Annotated in this window: 17 protein-coding genes and 1 other RNA gene; 4 read left to right on the top strand and 14 right to left on the bottom strand. The window is 56.6% G+C overall.

Annotation, left to right across the window (positions count from 1 at the left end):
• Window positions 1-95: 95 nt before the first annotated feature.
• Window positions 96-683 carry a DUF4124 domain-containing protein gene (locus tag IEX57_RS14690; protein ID WP_188705112.1) on the bottom strand — a complete coding sequence of 196 codons (588 nt, stop codon included), beginning with the start codon at window positions 681-683 and terminating at the stop codon, window positions 96-98.
• A gap of 49 nt (window positions 684-732) precedes the next feature.
• Window positions 733-1,380: an orotate phosphoribosyltransferase gene (gene pyrE / locus IEX57_RS14685; protein WP_188705111.1), complete on the bottom strand. Its 648-nt coding sequence runs from the start codon at window positions 1,378-1,380 to the stop codon at window positions 733-735.
• A gap of 210 nt (window positions 1,381-1,590) precedes the next feature.
• Here pyrE and IEX57_RS14680 point away from each other — a divergent pair, with 210 nt between their 5' ends.
• Both IEX57_RS14680 and IEX57_RS14675 read left to right on the top strand, forming a co-directional pair.
• Window positions 1,591-2,367: an exodeoxyribonuclease III gene (locus IEX57_RS14680; protein WP_188705337.1), complete on the top strand. Its 777-nt coding sequence runs from the start codon at window positions 1,591-1,593 to the stop codon at window positions 2,365-2,367.
• Window positions 2,368-2,381: 14 nt separating this feature from the next.
• Window positions 2,382-2,642, top strand: a complete 261-nt coding sequence (locus IEX57_RS14675) for a hypothetical protein (RefSeq protein ID WP_188705110.1) — start codon at window positions 2,382-2,384, stop codon at window positions 2,640-2,642.
• 51 nt (window positions 2,643-2,693) lie between these two features.
• Here IEX57_RS14675 and IEX57_RS14670 read toward each other — a convergent pair whose 3' ends face one another.
• The 11 genes from IEX57_RS14670 to ylqF all read right to left on the bottom strand — a co-directional run bounded on the left by IEX57_RS14670 (window position 2,694) and on the right by ylqF (window position 12,942).
• Window positions 2,694-3,956 (bottom strand): AmpG family muropeptide MFS transporter, encoded by a 1,263-nt coding sequence (locus IEX57_RS14670; RefSeq protein ID WP_188705109.1) that lies wholly within the window; start codon window positions 3,954-3,956, stop codon window positions 2,694-2,696.
• Between the two features lie 71 nt (window positions 3,957-4,027).
• Window positions 4,028-4,693 (bottom strand): glutathione S-transferase family protein, encoded by a 666-nt coding sequence (locus IEX57_RS14665; protein ID WP_188705108.1) that lies wholly within the window; start codon window positions 4,691-4,693, stop codon window positions 4,028-4,030.
• Between the two features lie 91 nt (window positions 4,694-4,784).
• Window positions 4,785-4,979, bottom strand: coding sequence for a PspC domain-containing protein (locus IEX57_RS14660; protein WP_188691529.1), 195 nt, complete (start codon window positions 4,977-4,979; stop codon window positions 4,785-4,787).
• A gap of 107 nt (window positions 4,980-5,086) precedes the next feature.
• Window positions 5,087-6,628 (bottom strand): PTS transporter subunit EIIC, encoded by a 1,542-nt coding sequence (locus IEX57_RS14655; protein ID WP_188705107.1) that lies wholly within the window; start codon window positions 6,626-6,628, stop codon window positions 5,087-5,089.
• Between the two features lie 294 nt (window positions 6,629-6,922).
• Window positions 6,923-9,457: a phosphoenolpyruvate--protein phosphotransferase gene (gene ptsP, locus IEX57_RS14650; protein WP_188705106.1), complete on the bottom strand. Its 2,535-nt coding sequence runs from the start codon at window positions 9,455-9,457 to the stop codon at window positions 6,923-6,925.
• 222 nt (window positions 9,458-9,679) lie between these two features.
• Window positions 9,680-10,297 (bottom strand): 5-formyltetrahydrofolate cyclo-ligase, encoded by a 618-nt coding sequence (locus IEX57_RS14645; protein WP_188705105.1) that lies wholly within the window; start codon window positions 10,295-10,297, stop codon window positions 9,680-9,682.
• A gap of 6 nt (window positions 10,298-10,303) precedes the next feature.
• Window positions 10,304-10,484: non-coding RNA, 6S RNA (gene ssrS / locus IEX57_RS14640), on the bottom strand.
• Between the two features lie 36 nt (window positions 10,485-10,520).
• Window positions 10,521-10,826: a cell division protein ZapA gene (locus IEX57_RS14635; RefSeq protein WP_184101529.1), complete on the bottom strand. Its 306-nt coding sequence runs from the start codon at window positions 10,824-10,826 to the stop codon at window positions 10,521-10,523.
• Window positions 10,823-11,116 carry a hypothetical protein gene (locus IEX57_RS14630; RefSeq protein WP_188705104.1) on the bottom strand — a complete coding sequence of 98 codons (294 nt, stop codon included), beginning with the start codon at window positions 11,114-11,116 and terminating at the stop codon, window positions 10,823-10,825. The genes IEX57_RS14635 and IEX57_RS14630 overlap by 4 nt, the downstream gene beginning before the upstream one ends.
• 54 nt (window positions 11,117-11,170) lie before the next feature.
• Window positions 11,171-12,025, bottom strand: coding sequence for a cobalamin-binding protein (locus IEX57_RS14625; RefSeq protein ID WP_188705103.1), 855 nt, complete (start codon window positions 12,023-12,025; stop codon window positions 11,171-11,173).
• Window positions 12,022-12,942 carry a ribosome biogenesis GTPase YlqF gene (gene ylqF / locus IEX57_RS14620; protein WP_188705102.1) on the bottom strand — a complete coding sequence of 307 codons (921 nt, stop codon included), beginning with the start codon at window positions 12,940-12,942 and terminating at the stop codon, window positions 12,022-12,024. Before ylqF ends, IEX57_RS14625 begins: the two co-directional genes overlap by 4 nt.
• Before the next feature lie 346 nt (window positions 12,943-13,288).
• Between ylqF and IEX57_RS14615 the strand changes: the two genes are divergently transcribed.
• Both IEX57_RS14615 and IEX57_RS14610 read left to right on the top strand, forming a co-directional pair.
• The gene (locus tag IEX57_RS14615; protein WP_188705101.1) at window positions 13,289-13,777 is read left to right on the top strand and encodes a TlpA family protein disulfide reductase; all 489 of its coding nucleotides are present in this window, start codon (window positions 13,289-13,291) and stop codon (window positions 13,775-13,777) included.
• 78 nt (window positions 13,778-13,855) lie between these two features.
• On the top strand, window positions 13,856-14,569 hold the full coding sequence (locus IEX57_RS14610; protein WP_188705100.1) for a hypothetical protein: 714 nt from the start codon (window positions 13,856-13,858) through the stop codon (window positions 14,567-14,569).
• A gap of 149 nt (window positions 14,570-14,718) precedes the next feature.
• Here the strand turns inward: IEX57_RS14610 and IEX57_RS14605 are convergent, their stop codons facing one another.
• On the bottom strand, window positions 14,719-18,366 hold the full coding sequence (locus IEX57_RS14605; protein ID WP_188705099.1) for a pilus assembly protein: 3,648 nt from the start codon (window positions 18,364-18,366) through the stop codon (window positions 14,719-14,721).
• Window positions 18,367-18,376: the final 10 nt, after the last annotated feature.

Here is an 18,376-nt window from a genome sequence, read left to right as displayed (position 1 = left end):
GCACGCAAGCAACACGGAATTTAACGTCTGGGCGGTCAAAGTCAAGCCGGGTAAACACCCTGGCTTGGTAAATACAACGTTTTGAAACGGTGTAATCAGTGGCCCATCAGCTCGGTCAGGCGCTTTTTGTCGTCTTCCGCACGCTGGCGGATGGCTTGAATGGCCACCTGTTTAGATTGGGTATCGGCGTTGATGTCGGCAATTTCTTTTTGCGCGCCAGCCACGTCACCGAACAGATCGGCCGGTGGGTCTTTTTTACGCTTCTTGAACGAATCAATCTGCCGGTTCAGGCGGTCAAGCCGCGCTTCGGCACCCTGCCGGCGCAGATTGTTGGTCTGGATGCCGGCCTGGACAGATTCAATCTGCCGGTCGCGCAGCACATCAATTTCATGAGTATTGGAGAACGACTGCAGCAAAGCCTTGTCGCGACGTTCACGATCAAGCGCCTGGGCGCGATCAGCGTCCTGCTTTGCTTTCTCTTCCGGCGTAAGCGGCTGCACCGGTGCCTTGCGCACGATGCCTTGCGAGTCGAGTTCGGACACACCCTTTTTGGGGCCGGTGACAGGCGGCTTGTCGCTGTACTGTACCTGACCATTGTCATCTACCCAGCGATAAAGCTGGGCCTGCGCCGAGACCGCCACCAGCAAGAACGCCAGCGCGACCGGCAAACCGGAATACTTCATTGTTTTCCTCAAAATATCCGGGATGCCGGCCGGTGCGCGTGGCGCCGTATCAGTGCCGGTCGATCCCGTACTGTGCCCGGTAGGCTGCCGCCTTTTTCAGGTTTTCAGCCATACCCGGCGTGTTTTCCAGATAACCCATCAAATCATCAAGCGTGGCAATCGGTACCACCGGGATACCATATTGCTGCTCTACTTCCTGCACTGCCGACAACGCACCTGTGCCGCGTTCCATGCGATCAAGCGCGATCAGTACGCCTGCCGGCTCTGCGCCGTGCGCACGGATCATGGAAACCGACTCACGCACGGACGTCCCGGCGGAGATCACGTCGTCGATGATCAGTACGCGCCCTTTGAGCGGCGCCCCGACCAACACGCCACCTTCGCCGTGGTCCTTGGCTTCCTTGCGGTTGTAGGCAAACGGCGTATCACGGCCTGCTTGGGCCAGCGCTACGGCTGTGCCGGCGGCCAGCACAATCCCCTTGTAGGCCGGCCCGAACAGCACATCAAACTCAATGCCCGCTGCGATGGCAGCCTTGGCATAAAAGCCGGCCAGCTTGCCCAGCGAAGCACCGTTGCTGAACAGCCCGGCATTAAAAAAGTACGGCGAGGTACGCCCGGCTTTGGTGATAAACTCGCCAAACCCCAGCACATTCTGTGCCACGGCAAATTCGATGAATTCCCGGCGGAAATCAGACATATTAAAACTGCCTCCTTGTAACGATAGAAAGCGCTCCCGGTCTGGTAAAAGAGAACTTTCATCTATTTCTGGCGGTACGGCGGTATACAGGGCACTTTATGCCAATGTACTGCCGCTTTTCGTAACCCCCGGTGACAAAAAACAGCATATTATGCCCGGCCAGTACTGGTTGATGCGACCCCGTATCAGCCTGAACCCGATGAGGAAACGATCTTGCGCATCATCTCTGCCAACCTCAATGGTATCCGCTCCGCTGCCAACAAAGGCTTTTTCGAATGGCTGCCCAGCCAGAATGCAGACGTCATCGGCCTGCAGGAACTCAAGGCGCAGGATGGTGACCTGACCGAGACCATGCGCGCGCCCGATGGCATGCATGGTTATTTTCATTGCGCCGAGAAAAAAGGCTACAGCGGTGTCGGCCTGTACTGCCGCAAGAAACCGGATAACGTCGTCATTGGTCTGGGCATTGAGGACATCGATGCGGAAGGCCGCTACATCCAGGCCGATTTCGGCAATCTGTCGGTGGTGTCGGTGTATCTGCCGTCCGGCTCAAGCGGCGAAGAACGCCAGACGGTGAAGTTCGCGTTCATGGAACGTTTCTGGCATCACCTCGCAGCGCTGGCCAAAAACGGTCGCGACGTTGTGCTGGTCGGTGACTGGAATATCGCCCATCGCGAGCTGGACCTGAAAAACTGGAAGGGCAACCTGAAGAATTCGGGTTTCCTGCCTGAAGAGCGCGCCTGGATCGGCAAGCTGTTTGAAGAACAAGGCTGGGTGGACGCGTGGCGTACGCTGTATCCGGAAGCACCGGGCTACACCTGGTGGTCCAACCGCGGTCAGGCTTATGCCAAGGATGTGGGCTGGCGCATCGACTACCACATCGTGTCGCCCTCGCTGTCCGGCAAGCTGCAATCCGCCAGCATCTTCAAGGACATCAAGTTCTCTGACCATGCACCGCTGCTGGTCGATTACGACTACACCATCTGAACGCAGGCCAGGATATGAGTGATGATCTGACCCCGCGCGCCAAGGCTGTTCCGGCCTTCGTGGTTGGTGCCGGTTTTGCCGGCGTGGCGATGTGGGACTGGCTCAATCGCCATAGCTGTACCGACACCGGCAATGAAGCCTGCGCGTATTTTCTGCGAGTGGGTAATGCCTGGATGGGCGACGGTTATGCCTGGCAGTTGTGGGCCATGGGCGAGGGGCTGATCGGCTTGTTGTGCATTGCTTATGGCCTGGCACAATGGCGTAAACAGCCCTGACCATTTGTTTGTGCCGCGAATCTGAAAAGCCACCCCTGAGGGTGGCTTTTTTCATGCCGGTTTTGCCGGCTGGCTGGATTCTGGCACCGGGGCATGCCACGGCGCGACCTTGAACAGCAGCAGCATGCCCGGCACCGCCAACAAGGCGCACGCCCAGAAAAAGGTTTGCCAGCCCAGATGTTCTACCATCACGCCGGTCATGGCATTGAATACCGTGCGTGGCACCGCGGCCAGACTGGTAAACAGGGCGTATTGCGTCGCGGTATAACGCGGATGGGTGGTGCGGGCGATAAACGCCGTGAACGCGGCAGTCCCCAGCCCCACGCCCAGCGCTTCACAGCTGATGACGAGGGCCAGCGCCAGGGGGTCCGCCCCACGGCCAGCCAGCCAGGCAAAACCCAGAATGGACGCCAGTTGCACCAGGCCGAACAACCACAACGCGCGGTTGATGCCCAGCTTGATCATCCAGATGCCGCCCAGCAAGGCGCCAATGACACTGGGCCACAGCCCGGCATTCTTGGCGATCAAGCCAATCTGGCTTTTGGTGAAACCCAGATCCAGATAAAACGGCGTGGCCAGCGCGGTGGCCATGCTATCGCCCAGCTTGTACAAAAAGATGAATGCCAGAATCAGCAACGCCGCCTGCCAGCCGTGGCGCGTCATGAATTCATGAAACGGTTCAACCACGGCTTCGCGCAGCGTGGCGGGCGGGCGGGACAACTGCGGTTCTTTGACCAGCAGGGTGAGTATCAGCCCCGGCAGCATGAACAGCGCGGTGCAGGCAAACACCTGGGACCAGGCCATGTGGTCGGCCAGGATCAGTGACAGCGCCCCCGGTACCAGCCCGGCAATGCGATAGGCGTTTACGAAAACCGAATTGCCCAGACCCAGCTCGGCCTCGCTGAGGATTTCACGCCGGTAGGCGTCCAGCACGATATCCTGGCTGGCACTGAAAAACGCCAGTGCAAAGGCCATGGGCGCGATGATCGACATCTCCAGCGAGGGGCTGAACCAGCCAATGCCGGCAATCACCGCCAGCAACACGCACTGGGTAAACAACATCCAGCCCCGGCGCCGGCCCAGACGCGGCAAGGCAAACCGGTCCATCAAGGGCGACCAGACGAACTTCCAGGTATACGGGAACTGGATCAGCCCGAAAAAGCCGATCACCTTGAGGTCGATATGCTCGCTTTTCAGCCAGGCGGGCACCAGGTTGATCAGGATGTACAGCGGCAAACCCGAACTGAACCCGGAGACAAGGCAGATGGCCATGCGGCGGGTGAACAGGAGTTGTTTCCAGTCGGGCGAGCTCATGAGATGCGCGGGCGTCAGGTGTAAGGGTGCGATACCTTACCGCAACCGGCCAGCCCGCGCATCAGCAAGGATCAGGCGCGTGCTGCCAGTACGCCGCCCTTGCCACGGATAAACGCGCGCAGGTTTTCTGCGTAACCGGGTTTGACCGCGTTGATGACAGACGGATGCGTCAGCAAGGCATTGCTCCAGGCGGCGATACGCGGCGTGGCGGCAAACCAGCCTTGTTCTGCCAGCGACTCCAGCACCGGGAAATACCGGAACACCGGGCCAAAGGCGGCATCGACCAGCGAAAACTGCGCGCCGGCAAAATACGGGCCGCTTTCGCTGACGGCAGGTTCCAGCCATGCAAGACGGTTTTCGATATCGGCGTGGGCTTTTTCCAGCGCGGCAATGTCTGCAGCGGTATAAAACTGCCACAACGCGCCGAGCATGCCCGATGCGTATTCGATCCAGGCGCGGTGGCGCGCACGGGTCAGCGGGTCGGCCGGGTGCAATTGCGGTGGATAGACTTCGTCCAGATATTCGGCAATGACTGCGGACTCGAACAACACATCGTCATTCACTTGCAGGACAGGGACTTTGCCCGTGGGCGAGAGCCTGAGAAACCAGTCGGGTTTGTTGGCCAGATCGATATAAGTGCGCTCGAACGGCACTTCTTTTTCCAGCAGGGTGATGATCGCCCGCTGCACAAACGGGCACAGATCAAAGCTGATCAGATGCAAATGAGGTTGAGACATGGCGGGCTCCTTTCAGACGAATCTACCGGGGAGTTGGCGACGCCACGTCTCATTGCAAGGGCTGCTTGCGAAAAACAGGGTGGAGCGGTGCTTATTCTTCAGTCGGCATCAGGAACCACAAAATGAGATACAGGATCAGCCCTGGAAAACCAGCCACGCAGATCGACAACAGAATGAACACGATCCGCAGTTTGTCTGCGCTGATATTCAGGTAATCACCCATGCCGCCAATGACGCCGGCAACCCATTTGTTATGGCGGCTGCGCCGCATGCGTTTCTCTTCCATCGGGTCTCCACAAAAATAAAAACGGGCGTGAATTACACGCCCGTTCCGGTTTGTCTGGATTACGTGCGACTAGCGCACTTTACCCGATTTGTTGCCGCCAGCAAGAATCAGCGGCCACCCTTCTTCAGGTATTCATCCATGTCTGTCTTGTAGTTGTCGGATTTGGTGCCGAACACAGCCTGAACACCATTACCGACCATCATCACGCCCGCAGCGCCCAGACCCTTCAGACTAGCCTGATCCACCTTGGCCGGATCATCCACGGCAATACGCAGACGGGTGATACATGCATCCAGACCCTTGATGTTTTCCGGGCCGCCGAATGCACTGACCAGCTTGGAGGCAAAAGCAAAACGCGGTTCAGCAGCAATCAGTTTTTCGCTGGTCGCATCTGCGGTCACTGCAGCAGCAACCGGAGCAACACCTGCAACACCGGCAACCGGGGCAGCAGCTACGGCAGCGACCGGCTCATCATCTTCACGACCCGGTGTTTTCAGGTTCAGTTTGACGATGGCAAAACGGAACACCACGTAGTAGATCGCGGCATAGATCGGGCCGAGGATGAACACGTAGGCCCAGTGTTGCGCGGCCGGGTTGTTGGCGAACACGTTGAACAGCAAGAAGTCGATACCACCTTGCGAGAAGGTGAAGCCCATGTGCATGCCCAGGGTGTTAGCCACAAACTGGGTCGAAGCAGCCAGCACAGCGTGGATACCGTACAGCACCGGAGCGACGAACAGGAACGAGAACTCGATCGGCTCGGTAATACCGGTCAGGAACGAGGTCAGGGCAGCGGAGATCATGATACCGCCAACCATGGCGCGCTTTTCCGGCTTGGCAGTGTGCCAGATGGCAAACGCAGCGGCCGGCAGACCGAACATCTTGAACAGGAAAGCGCCCGACAGGATACCGGCAGTGGTATCGCCCGCGAAGAAGCGGTTGATATCGCCGTGAACAACCTGGCCGGCCGAGTTGGTGAAGTTACCGATTTCGAAGAAGAACGGCACGTTCCAGATGTGGTGCAGACCGAACGGGATCAGCAGACGTTCAACAAAACCGTACACGGTGGCAGCGGTACGCGGATCGCTGGCAGCAGCCCAGTGCGAGAACACGTCGATACCGTGCTGGATCGGCGGCCAGATCACGGACAGGATCACGCCCACGAAAATGGCAGCGATACCGGTCACGATCGGCACGAAACGCTTACCGGCAAAGAAGCCCAGATATTGCGGCAACTGGATGCGGTAGTACTTGTTGAACAGCGTTGCGGCCACGGCACCGATGATGATCCCGCCGAACACGCCGGTTTCCATCGACTTCATACCCAGCACGGTGGCCGGTTCGATACCGAAGAACTGCGCCATGACGCCCATGGTGGCGACCATGACGACAAAGCCCACAACAGCCGCAATGGCGGCAACACCATCGTTTTCAGCCAGACCCAGTGCAACGCCGACCGCGAAGATGATCGGCAGGTTGCCGAAGATCGCGCCGCCGCCCTGCGCCATGACGTGGTTGACGACGTCAGGAATGAACGAGAAGTTTGAGCTGCCAATACCAAGCAGCAAACCTGCAACCGGCAGCACGGCAACCGGCAACATCAATGCCTTGCCGATCTTTTGCAGAACGGCGAATGCTTGTTTGAACATGATGACTTTCCTTGCCCTAGGACGACACCCGCACAGCACCAAAAAGTACGGTGCAAACGGCACTCGTCACTGTTTATAAATATGCTTTATTTTTTCCAGCGGGCGCATTCTGCTCTTGGCGGCAGGCTGTTCTAAATACAGCGTCCCCCCTATCAACAGGGTCGAGGGACTGCTTTGTGACTTATTCACACCAGAAAGCAACCGAGTCCGGTCGTTTCCCTGTTTTCTGATGTGTGCTTTTTATCAACTACTCCACAACAAGCGGGCCTGCCAGAAAGCAGACCCGCCCTTACATCAATCAACCAGGCCAGACAAACGGGCACGTACTTCAGCTACGGTACCCATTTGCAGTACTTCGGTTGCCAGCTTCTGGCAATCGGCCTTGTTCAGCTTGCGGACCATGGCCTTGATCGCCGGAATAGCCGGCACGCTGACCGAGAGTTCATCCACACCAATACCCAGCAACACCGGTACTGCCAGCGGATCGGAAGCGATACCACCGCACACGCCCACCCACTTGCCGTGAGCATGCGCACCCTTCACGGTCATGGCGATCAGACGCAGCACGCCCGGGTGCAGCGCATCAGCCTGCTTGGCCAGTTTCGGGTGACCACGGTCCATAGCCAGGGTGTACTGGGTCAGATCGTTCGTGCCGATCGAGAAGAAATCCACCTCACGGGCGAAGATCTCGGACATCACAGCGGTCGAGGGCACCTCAACCATGATGCCGACCTTCACATCGGCCGTTACGCCGAGCGCAGCCTTTTCTTCAGCCACGATTTTCTTCGCTTCACGGACTTCTTCCAGCGACGCGATCATCGGGAACATGATGTGCAGCTTGCTGTACGGTGCAGCGCGCAAGATGCCACGCACCTGGGTGCGCAGGATTTCCGGCGCGGCAAGGCACAAACGGATACCGCGCACACCCAGGAACGGGTTTTCTTCGGCCGGCATCGGCAGATACGGCAGCGGCTTGTCACCGCCCACGTCCAGGGTACGGATCACAAGGGTACGTTCCGTGCCCAGCGCCTTGGCGATATCGCCGTAGATTTTGGTCTGTTCTTCTTCGGTCGGCGCATCGGTGCGTTCCAGATAGAGGAACTCCGAACGCAGCAGACCGACGCCTTCGCCACCCAGGGTAACCGACTGCTGTGCGTCTTCCAGGCCGCCAATATTGGCCACCACTTCAATGTGAACGCCATCTTTGGTCACCGCCGGCTGGCCAGCGGCGGCCAGTTCTTCTTCGCGCTTTTTGGCCAGCGTGGCCTGGCGGGTGCGGATGTCCTGGATTTCGGCTTCAGACGGGTTCTTGCGCAGGCTGCCCTTGGTGCCATCCAGAATCACGTTGGTGCCATTAGCCAGTTCCAGCACCGCTTCTTCAATACCGCAGATCGCCGGAATATTCAGCGAACGCGCCAGAATGGCCACGTGGCTGGTCGCACCACCACCAGTGGTGGCAAAACCCAGCACCTTGTTGCGATCAAGGCTGGCGGTATCGGACGGGGTCAGTTCTTCTGCGATCAGGATCGCGTTATCTGGTACTTCCAGGGCGGCTTCCTTCACCCCGGTCAGCAGACGCAGCACGCGGCGGCCCACATCGCGGATGTCATTGGCGCGGCCGGCCAGCAGTTCGTTTTTCAGTTTGGAGAGCTTGTCGGCATAGGCGGTGAAAGCCTGCTTCCAGGCAAACGGCGCACTCTTGCCGGCAGAGATGGCAGACAGCGCCAGATCCAGCAGTTCCGGGTCAGCCAGCAATTCCTGGTGAGCGGAGAAAATTTCTGCCTTGGACGCGTCGCTGATTTCGGACTTGAGGCCTTCCAGTTGCTGACGGGCTTCCTTGAGCGCGTCTTCCAGGCGACGGCGTTCCAGTTGCGGGTTATCCCCGGCTTCACGCACTTCGATCACTTCCTGGCGCACCTGGAAAATCTGGCCGACAGCCAGACCTGGCGAGGCGGACACACCCAGCAACACGTTCGGATCATCCGAATGGGCCTTGGGAGCCGGACGCGGTACCGCCACCGGCTTGGGCGCGGCGGCCGGCGCAGCAGCGGCGCCACAGTCTTCGCCCGAACCGGAGCGGATCAGATCAACCAGCGCCTTGATGGCTTCGGCGGCATCGACACCCGTCGCTTTTACGCGGATTTCATCATTGTTCTGGACTTCCAGACCCATGATGCTGACCACGGATTTGGCATTGGCTTCTTCACTGCCACGCACCAGTTTGATGTCGGACTTGAAGGTTTTGGCGGCATTGGCCACCACCGCGGCCGGGCGCGCATGCAAGCCGGTCGGGTTGGGAACGCGGATAGCGTCAGAAAGATTGCCGGCAGGCGCCGCGGCGGTTTCAGCGGCGGCAAAATCGCCGGTCATCGTGACCGTCAAGGCCACCGTCTTGCCCGCGTGGGCAAAACCACGGGCCGCTTGCAGGTTGGTGACGATATCGCCATTGGCAATGACGATTTCAGTCATCGAGCTCTTGCCCGCGGCGGTAATCACCGCCTCATCAAATTCAACCAGCGGCTGGCCGAGTGCGACAACATCGCCTTCCTTGACCAGCGGGCGGAAACCCTGGCCCTTGAGCATGACGGTATCAAGGCCAATGTGCAGCAAGATCTGCAGGCCGTCGGTTGTCGTCAGGGTCAGCGCGTGGAATGTGGAAGCCAGTTGCGTGATCTTGCCTGCGGCGGGCGCCAGCAGCACATTGGACGTCGGGTCGATGGAGACGCCATCGCCCACCATCTTTTGCGAGAACACAGGGTCCGGCACGGCTTCAATGGGCACAAACAAGCCGGACAGGGGGGCAATCAATTCCACGGTTTTATTCGACATCTTGGCAACCTCTGGTTTTTTCTGACTTTTTTCGATTTCCGGGTACAGCAAAGCCGGCATGGCAGCAGCCAGGCCGGCAGGTTTCCCGTGTTCCGGAGTTCGACACTGATCGTAGTGTAGAGCTTCGCGCGCGCCGTATCAGTGAAATTTTTCCCATTGTCATGGTGTGAAGAATTCACGACAACGTCATGATTTACCCTGCATGACAACGCAAACAGTTGATCAATCGGCTATACGGGCACGCAATTGACGTGTTTCGGTGATGACTTCATCCAGGCACAAATCCCACGACGCGACCGGCAGCCCGGCGACTTCCTGGCAATCATAGGCAAGACCGACAAGGCGCGGTTTCTTCCATTTTTGCCGCAAACGACGAAACCGGAAGGTCGTGTCGTAGTAGCCGCCACCCTGACCCAGCCGGGCCAGTTCGGCATCAAACCCCAAAAGGGGGACGAAGGCTACATCCAGATCCTGCGGCCGGCAAGTCTCTTCATGCACCGGAAAGGGTATGCCGTAATGGTCGCGTTGCCAGGCACTGGTGTGATCGTAACGGACAAAATGCATGAGACGGCCGCGCCGCGGCACCACAGGCAGATAAACCAGGCAACCGGCTTGCAGTGCTTTGAGGATCAGCGGCCATGTAGAGATCTCGCTGGCCATGGAGACATACACCGCCACTCGCCGGCCGCGACGCAGCAGCTTGCCTGAACTGGCACGCTGCATGATCGACAAGCTGGCTTCACGCCGGTAGGGGAGCGTCAGCGCGGCGCGGCGCTGACGCAGGGTTCGCCGCAGCGCGGCTTTTTGAGCTTCCACGTGGGGGAAATACGCGCTGGGCAAGGAAAGGGGCTTCCCGCGAGTGCCGGTCGGTTCGTATCCTGAACCCGAAGGTTCAAGTGGCCACCGGCCTTGCGCCATCAGGTGCGTTCGACTAAGGAACGCTCACAACAGGCGCGTCGTGGCTGGCGACCGAGGTTTAAGCTAGGTTCAAGGAAATTAGAACCGTAGTCGAACACCGCAGGAAAGCAATCGTTGCAGGTGGCGCGGCATGTGCCCGGTTTGCCTAGAACAGCTCTGACTGTCCCTTGAGCACCGCATCCACCGTTGCATTCATGTCGGTGATTCTACGCCGATATGCGCCAATGTCAAAACCGCCTGCCTTCACGTGCAGATATTCGTGGGCAATATTGAGCGCGGCCATGATGGCGATTTTCTCAAGGCCAATGACTTTTCCACCCTCGCGGATCTCATTCATTTTGCCGTTGAGCACGTCCACCGCCTGAAGCAAGGTTTCTTCTTCGTCATCCGGACAGGCGATACGGAAATCACGGCCCATGATCGATACATCGAGCTGCTTGATCTGGCTCATGCTTCTTCCTCAGGCAAACGCTCGATCAGCGCGGCAACGCGCGTTTTGGTCTCATCAAGCTTGCTAACGAGTTGCTGGTTTTCACGACCAGAGGCCAGGATTTCCTGGCGCAACTGATGATTTTCACTGCGCAGCGCGGCAACGATGCGCACCAGCATGTTGATTTTTTCTTCAAGTGTGGCGAGTTCGGCGTCCATGTCGACCCAACGCGGTTTTTGTTCACCGGATTTTATGATAACTCGGGCCTGCTTGCTGCCCGGATTGCGTGTCTGGCCGGCGCAAGTGTGCAATTTGGCACAGGCCGGCCGTTATTACTCTGGCATTAATCGTATCACGGCGATATTTCAGTGCCGGATAACATCGATTTGTTCGCATATTTTTTGCATGCCGTCGATCAGCCGTGGCCCAGGTCTGACAAACTGGTCACCACTCAAGGCCAGCAGCCGGTTGGACTTCACCGCCGGAATCTGCGGCCACGCTTTCCACATATCCAGCGTACTTTTTGCGCCCGTGGTGAACATGATTTCCGGCGCAAAAGCCAGCACGGCTTCGGTGCTGACCTGCGGCGCCTCACCGCGTGCATTGGCATAAGGACTGGTTGCCCCGCAGTCTGCCAGCATCTGGCCAAGAAAACTGCGGCGCGACAAACTCAAGAGCGGGTTTTCGCTGACCTGCAGGTACACCCGCACCGGCCGCGCGCGCTGATACTGCCGCAACAACTGGTGATATCGCGTCTCCTGCGCGGTGGCCAGTTCATCCGCTTTGGCATCCACGCCCAGCAAACTGCCCAGACGCCGCAAACTGGAACCTACATCGTCCGGCGTTTGCGGCCGGCTGACAAAGACCGGGATATGCTGCCGCTGCAACTGCGCGACAGACTGGTTCACCGCCTGGCTTTCCCACACCACCACCAGATCGGGCCGGGCAGCCAGGATGGCTTCCACATTCAGGCTTTGAAAATCCGCCACCTTGGGCAGCTTCTTGACGAGATCCGGGTAATCGCTGGCGGTATCCACCGCAACAATGGCCTCCGGTGCCAGTGCCGCCACCAGTTCTGTGGCATGCGGCGCAAGCGTGATCACCCGCCGGGCGGGTTGCGCCAGTTCCACCACCGTACCGTTGTCATCTTTCGCCCGCACCGCCGGCCAGGCCAGCGCCGGCAACAACGCTGCCACCAGACCAACTGCAAAACGTTTCACGCCTCGGTTTCCTCGTCGTCCGCGTCTTTTTTGCCGCCAGTGTAATCGGTCTGGCGCACCGCTTTGGGCGGTTCGATAAAGTCTGCCGGCGTTTCCAGCGTAATACGGCCGATGTTGCCACTGCGATATTCGGTCAGGATCAGTTCCGCGGTTTTCTGCTCGTCCAGCGCACCACCAGGCAAGATAGCGCCGCGTTTACGGCCGATTTTCTCGAATACCTGTTCGAAGCCGCCATCCAGATCGGCCAGCTTGAAGCGCGCTTTCAAGAGTTCCGGATAACGTTCGATGAAGGTCTGGATACCAAACCAGGCCACTTCGGTTTCGTGATAGGCGTTACGGCCCACCGAGCCGGCCAGCGCCAGGCGCAAACCGGATTCTTCGCGTTCAATGCGCGGCCACAACAGGCCCGGCGTGTCATAAAGGATCACGCCATCAGGCGTTTCCACCCGCTGCTGATGCTTGGTGACACCCGGGGTATCAGCCACCTTGGCCACTTTGCGGTTCATCAGCGTGTTGATCATGGTGGATTTGCCCACGTTGGGAATCCCCACGATCAACGCGCGCAACGGTTTTTCCATGCCAGTGCGATTGGGCACCAGCTTGCGACACAACTGGCCAATCTTTTTCACGCCCATCGCACGGGTATCTTCGCCCAGCAACAACGACGCGGTTTGCGGCTGCTGGCTGAACCAGTCCAGCCACACCTTGTTCTGCGCCGGATCTGCAAGGTCAGCCTTGTTCAGAATCTTGAGGGCAGGGCGCTGACGACCTTTGCGCAGTTGTTCAAGCATGGGGTTGCTGCTGGACAAAGGTAAACGGGCATCAACGATCTCGATCACCATGTCGACCTTGGCGATGGTTTCTTCAACCGCTTTGCGGGCCGCATTCATGTGCCCCGGGTACCACTGGATCGCCATCGTCTGTCCTTTCTTCTGAAGCAAAAAGTGCCGGATTATACATTTGTTCACAAAGGCCCAATGAAATCAGCAACATGGCCTGTGGAAAACCTGGACGAGACAGAGGATAACCTCAAAGCCGCGGTGGGTCTCCTGTTTCGCCCCCAAATTATCCACAGTAGAAACGCAACTTGAATACAGAGTTGAAAGCGTAATAACATGCTGATCGATAAGGACAAAACGAGTTATCCACAGGAAACCTTGACCCTTATTATCTATTTTTATATTTTCTTATCCAACATTGTTACTTAAGTGGAAACCCGGCACAGCCGGTTTCACTGAACACACCGGATCTGCAAAAAACCCCATGAAACGCCTTTACTGGATACTTCCTCTCACTGCTGCAGTACTGATCACCCTCTTTTTGATCACCAGCAACAGCAGCAAACCGGCCCCACAGTTCTCCTACACCACACTGCAAGGAGAAAAAAGCACCTCTGCATCACTCAAAGGTCAGGTGGTCCTGGTTAATTTCTGGGCAACCACCTGTCCAGGTTGCGTAGAAGAGATGGGAAACCTGGCCAGACTGCAAGACCAGTTCGGCAAACAAGGCTACAAAACGCTCTCGGTAGCCATGGATTACGATCCAGCTGTTTACGTGAATAACTTTGTCAAACAGCAGCACATGCCTTTTATTGTGGTTCATGATGTCTCTGGTACTGTTGCCAAATCATTTGACAATGTAGAGTTGACACCCACCAGCTTTCTGATTGACAAAAACGGCAATATTGTCAAAAAATATGTAGGTTCAATCAACGAACAAGATCTGGAAAAAGAAATCAGGAAGTTGATTTGAATAACCAGAAAAAATAAAAGGGTCTATCAAGGCCCTTTTATTATTTATGCAATAGGTAATGGCAGATCTGATTGAAGTATGAAAAAACAAAAACCGGTAGCCAGAAAAAGCAAAAACTGGAATGAACTGGTACTCCCTTTTGCCGCTTCTTTTTCTATCCATTTGATTTTATTGTGTTTTTTCAAATTATCCAGCCATGGAAATCAGCACCGGATTCACATGGGCACTGATGCATTACAGGTTAAACTGGTCACTGGAAAGCAAAAAACACAGCCAGCAATAGCGCCATCAGATACAGTATTAACCGGCAAAAAAAAGCGGGTTATTCATGAAAATTCAATTGTGCCGAGTAATAAGGTTTTGCATTATTCGCCCGCATCGCAACCCGCTATTAAAGATATAGCGAATCAGCCTGAAATCAATCCGTCCGTAATTGATACCCCGGTTTTTTATACTTATGACGAAGTGTCCGCACCACCGGTCATTGTAGATATGCCGGATATCAATACCACGAGTGGCCCATTGAGCAATCCTGATCCGGCTCTCGTATTGATTGCCGATTTGTATATCAACGATCAGGGACTCGTCACACGGGTTGAACTGGTTTCCAGCAGCTTTGATACCGCTGGCAGTGATTACCTGTTGGGCGTACTTGGCCAGATACGTTTGCAGGCCGCGCGCAAGGAGGGGGCTGCGGTGGACTACCGCATGCGTGTGAGCTACAGCCCTGGTGTGCTGGGGGAGGTGCCTATACGCTCGCCAGAGAAGCCCAGAGACCCGCTTTCTGATTGATGTGGAAGCGGTGGGATCTGCAATGGTCCAGATGCCCGTAAACCGATTTGCTCTCCGGGTAATCAACACAAGCTACCCGGAGTTACTCACGAAATAAAAAAGGCTTTCCTGCAAAGGAAAGCCTTTTTTTGTTCAAGCCAGTGTATGTTTTAATGCGTGATTTCTCGCCACAACACCTGTTTGAGCGAACCACTACCCGAAATATTCAGAGTGTTGTTAGAGGTCGAACCGTCCGAACCCTTGGTCGTCAACACTTCACTGCCATTGGGCAGAACAGTGATCTTCACGGTGGACGACAACGTGGCACCCAGCAAGATACCGCTCCACGGCGTTGTGCCAGACGGGAAGGCGCTGGCAGGCAGCTGACCACCGTCGGTTGCACTGACTGCATACAGATAGCTTCTGGAGGAGCAGGCAGTGCTGGACGGCAGGTTGGTAGTGAAAATCAGGGCACCGAATGCCAGTTGCGGCGTTGTCGAAACACGTTCACCCGAACTTGGCAGATCAAAATACCAGCCTTTTTTGGTCGCGTAGGCGACGGAATCAGCAGCAATGGTACGTGAACCGTCGCTATTCACAGTGACGGTTTTCTGTTGCAAGGAGGTTCTGGGGGTCGCGATTGTCGGGGTTGCGGACAAGTCATCAACCAGCGCATACATGCTTTGCGTGCTGGTGGTGCTCAGATCCGAGGTTTCCAGCAACTTGCCGGTACCGACGTAAACAATGTGCTTGCCGTTAGCCAGTACCGATGTCACCGGCGCAGTCGTAATCGGTTGTGCGTTGTTGGATCCATCGGTCAAGGTGGCCAGCTTTTTCACAGTCCACGACGTATCTGCACTTGTGCTCAGGTCAAAGCGCCACACGTTGCCCAAGAGGTCACCACCGTAAACATAGTCGATGGTGGCATCTGACTGCGCATTGGCGGCGAAGGCAGAAATCTGGGCCAGGCCAGAAGGCGAGGTAGCAGAGCCTGCGCCTGTGGCCAGATCCTTGAGGACCGCACCTGTGGTGGCGTTAAGGACAAACAAGTGGCCCTGACCGTCACCAGCTGTATTGTTATAACCGGACGTCACAAGGACAACCCAGCCATCCGCACGGGTCTTGACCAGCAAGGGTTGACCGTAGCTCAGACCCACGTTGTTTTTCTGGCCAGAGGTTGTGTTGGCACCCGGGAACTCCCACAAGACTTTGCTAACGACATCGGAATCACTAGCAGCAGCGGGTGCTGTGACATCAAGGGCGTAAAAGCCATTGCCACCGGCGCGCAGACCGCCAACCAGCATGGTTCTCCAGGCTGTGCCGTTATAGAAGTCGCCGGTCGTTGGCGTTCCGTCTACGAAGAAGCGGTGCGTATAAGTCTGACTGGTCAGATAGTGCAGGTTGTTCAACACACCACTTGGGACATAAGCCCAGGCCTCCGCGCCGTTCGTGGCGTTGAAGGCATGAAGCATACCGTCGTTGGCCGCCTGATACACCATTGCGGTTCGGGTCAGCGTCGACATGCTGGAGTAACCGGAATCGGTATACGAAGCATACGGGCCGAGCACGTATACGGGTTCAGCGGTGACGATGTCGCCAAGCAGCCCGGCACGGACACGGTAACCGGAAGCCGATTCCAGGCTGCGATCCCCACGGATGTAATTGATGACGTTACCGCCGTCATTTGCACTGGTGTTGGCCATACCCGAGACAGTGGTCGAAGACAGTCCGCTTGAGGTAAACGCCACTGCCGAGTTGGTAGCCGGGTCCCAGGTTGCGATATTGCGTGCAGTCGGGGCCAGTGCAGTCAGTTGCGTCTGGGCGGTCCACAGCGGATTGGTGCCAGCAGCACCTGTGGTCACATTGACCGAATACGCCGACAGTTCACCAGTCCAGTTCTGCGCGTTATAAGTGGACGTGAACTCGGTATTGTTATTGGTAGTGATATTGGGCGATGTGGTCGTGCCGGCGGCATCAGAACCTACAGTTGCCAGCAAGCTCTGGATCACCTGCTTGAAGTAGTCAGTCGCGGTTTTTACGTCGGTGGCGCGGAACATCTGACCACGACCGTTAATGGTGGCGTGCCACAAGTCGTCCACACCCGTCGGATTACGGTTCAGGGTGGCTGCGGGCCATGTCCAGACTGCCGGGGGTTTTACCGTGAATGGGTCGACAAAAGTGGATGAAGTCGGATCGTACACAGTCCCTTTGGCGCCCAGCGTCATACCAAAGGTAGTGACATGCAGGTTGGTGTTGGTGTCCGGGTTTTCGGTGTTTGTGTAGTCTTTCTTCAACAAACCGACTGGCAGATCAGGACGCGGATTATTGGTGTAGTACGAGGCAGCAATATCGGCCAGCGTATTGGCCGTAGTTACCGTGTATGGCGAACTATTGACATAGGTATTGGCGTAATTCGGTGGCGATACCGCAGTGGCATTGGCAAAACCGTCGGTCAGGATGAAAGCGGTATTGCGTTGGCAACCGTTCTGGATCGGGGCCGCGGAGTCGGTTCGGGCAAACTGGCCGCCAATATACTTGAGCGTTTCACGTGTCGGGGTGCCTCCACTGGCCGCATTTTGATAAATGACGCCAAGCAGTGGTTTGACGTTGGACGAATCACTGCTCGACGAAAAGTCGTACATCGTGACCGTACTCTGATTGTTAAATGCGACCGTCCCGCCGCGCAGGGTATTCACACCGCTTAACACCGAACCCATGGCCGAACCGAGCATCAACTTTCTTTTGCGGTAGTACTGGAACCAGTTGGCGAAGTTCTGCATCTCATCGTCATACAAGCGACCACTCGGGAAGCTATTACCTTTTTTGATTTCGTACTTGCGCAGATAGCTGCCGTCCGGTGCCAGTACGCAAACGGAATTGGCGATGTCCGCCGATGCATTGGTATCAGTAGATTTGCAGGTTGAATCCGTGACGAAAAAGGTCGGCGCGTAGTACGAAATGTCAGCGTCGACATAGTTGTCATTGGCCGTTACCGTGTAATCGGCCGTTATTTTCGAATAGCTGCTCTGACCACTCTTTTTGATATACGAGTTGGCCGGGATGACCATGCCTGGCTGCATACGGAACGTCCAGTTTGACTGGGTACCGGTATAAGTTGTGGTGGTGCCGACGGTTGTGGCTTTGGTCCCGGCAGTGATGTTAGTCGTGAGATCCAGCGTGACCGGCGTGGTGCCACCCAGTTGTGGATGGCTGCGCACTGTTTTGGCTACGGCATTGGCATAGGTAACGGTGGCGCCACTGATATACGCCGGGTACCAGGGGGTATAGGTGGTAGTGGTGTTGTAGTAGATCGGGTTCCAGTCTGAACTGCGCAGGAACGCAAACGTGGTTGTCGGCGCGATACCAAAGTGATCGTAGGTAGCGTCGGTATTCTTGCGTGCATCCGTGGCACTGCCATCCGGGAACAAGTATGCATACTTGTACCAGGAGTTGTTGTTCACACCATCATCTGTTTTCTGGTTATTGGATGCGTTGCCGACGGCGTTATACCAAGGTTGTCCTTTGCCGACGGTGACGCCGGTAAGACCACTGACCGTGACAACACTACCGGTGTTATTGGTAAAACTCTTGTTGTACGAGTCCCACCACAACGCACCATCGTTGGTGGTCAGCATGACCTCGAAGTCCATCGAGCCTGAGTCGTCGATACCCATGATCAGGTTCGGTGCGGACTGGGTCTGCGAAGTCAGTGGATTTTGCGATGGCGAAATGGTCGCGGCGTAGCTGACCGGAATCGCCTGTGTCGCCGTCAACAACAGAAAAATGATTTTGTTCAGGATGGAGTGTTTGTTTGTCATGGCATCCTCG

Origin of the sequence: Silvimonas iriomotensis (assembly GCF_014645535.1) — a bacterium.
In the GTDB taxonomy this organism is placed as follows: domain Bacteria; phylum Pseudomonadota; class Gammaproteobacteria; order Burkholderiales; family Chitinibacteraceae; genus Silvimonas; species Silvimonas iriomotensis.
The sequence above is the reverse complement of the archived record's forward strand: the minus strand, read 5'-3'. Positions and strand labels throughout refer to the sequence as shown.